General features: G+C 76.0%; 1 protein-coding gene. It reads right to left on the reverse strand.

What is annotated here, in order from left to right; all coding sequences use genetic code 11:
- Window positions 1-138: 138 nt before the first annotated feature.
- Complete coding sequence (locus AB0K34_RS46620) at window positions 139-1,092, reverse strand: aldo/keto reductase (RefSeq protein ID WP_138639993.1); 954 nt, start codon at window positions 1,090-1,092, stop codon at window positions 139-141.
- Window positions 1,093-1,339: the final 247 nt, after the last annotated feature.

Below are 1,339 nucleotides of genomic sequence, written 5' to 3' on the forward strand. Positions count from 1 at the left end.
GGGGCCCGGGGGGCGCGCCCGCGGGCGCGCGGTCGTCCAGGGCCCCGGCGGCGGCCTCGGCCGCGCGCAGCGCCGCGGCCGCGCGGGCGGCCCGCTCGGCGGGGGAGGGCTGGTCGGATGCGGGTTCGGGGATGTCGGTCACGGGCTTCCCGTCGCGGTGTCGGAGACGTCGTCGAGCGCCCCCCGGATCTCGGCCGGCAGCGTCAGGTCCTCGCTCTCCAGGATCGCGCCGAGCTGCGCGGCGGTCCGGGCGCCGACGATCGGCGCGGCGACGCCCTCCCGGTCGCGGACCCACGCCAGCGCCACCGCGAGCGGGGACCGGCCGAGGCCCTCGGCGGCGGTCACCACCGACTCCACGATCCGGGCGCACTCCTCGTCCAGGTAGGGCGAGACGAAGTCGGCGAAGTGCGGGGCGGCGGCGCGCGACCCGGCGGGGATGCCGGTGCGGTACTTGCCGGTGAGCACGCCGCGGCCGAGCGGCGACCACGGCAGCAGCCCCGCCCCGGCGTCCAGCACGGCCGGCACGACCTCCCGCTCGATGTCGCGGGCCAGCAGCGAGTACTCCACCTGCGCCGACACCACCGGGGCGCGGCCCGGCCAGGCGCGCTGCCACGCGGCGGCCTTGGCGACCTGCCAGCCGGCGTAGTTGGCCACCCCGACGTAGCGGGTGCGGCCGGACGCGACCGCCTCGTCCAGCGCCGACAGCGTCTCCTCCAGCGGCGTCGCCGGGTCGTAGACGTGCAGCTGCCACAGGTCGACGTGGTCGAGGTCGAGCCGGTCCAGGGAGGCGTCCAGGGCGCCGAGCAGGTGCCGGCGGGACCCGTCGTAGCGGCCGTTCGGCCGGATCGCCGCCTTCGTGGAGACCACCAGGCCGTCCCGGTCGACGGTCTCGCGCAGCAGGTGCCCGAGGATCCGCTCGGCGACGCCGCCGGTGTAGACGTCGGCGGTGTCGATCAGCGTGCCCCCGGCGTCCACGAACGCGGCGAGCTGCGCCGCGGCCTCGTCGGGGTCGGTGTCCTGCCCCCAGGTCATGGTGCCGAGGCCCAGCCGGGACACCAGCAGCCCGCTCCTCCCGAGGTGACGCTCCTTCATAGGCGGTCAATGTAGCGGTCCGCGCCCGGCGCGCGGAAAGCGAGCGGCCCGCCGCGTGGATCTTCGTCCGGCGCGAAGATCCTGGTGAGCTCTATTGCCGGGGGCCGCCGCCGGGCTAAAGTGCGCAGCCATGGCGCCACCCCCGTTCTCCATCCTTGGGGCGATGGAAGGACGGGTCTTTGGACGATGACGGCGTGACGTACGAGGAATTCGTGACGACACGCGCCCAGGCTCTGCTGCGCTACGG

The organism is Actinomadura sp. NPDC049382 (assembly GCF_040677125.1).
Lineage (GTDB): Bacteria > Actinomycetota > Actinomycetes > Streptosporangiales > Streptosporangiaceae > Spirillospora > Spirillospora geliboluensis.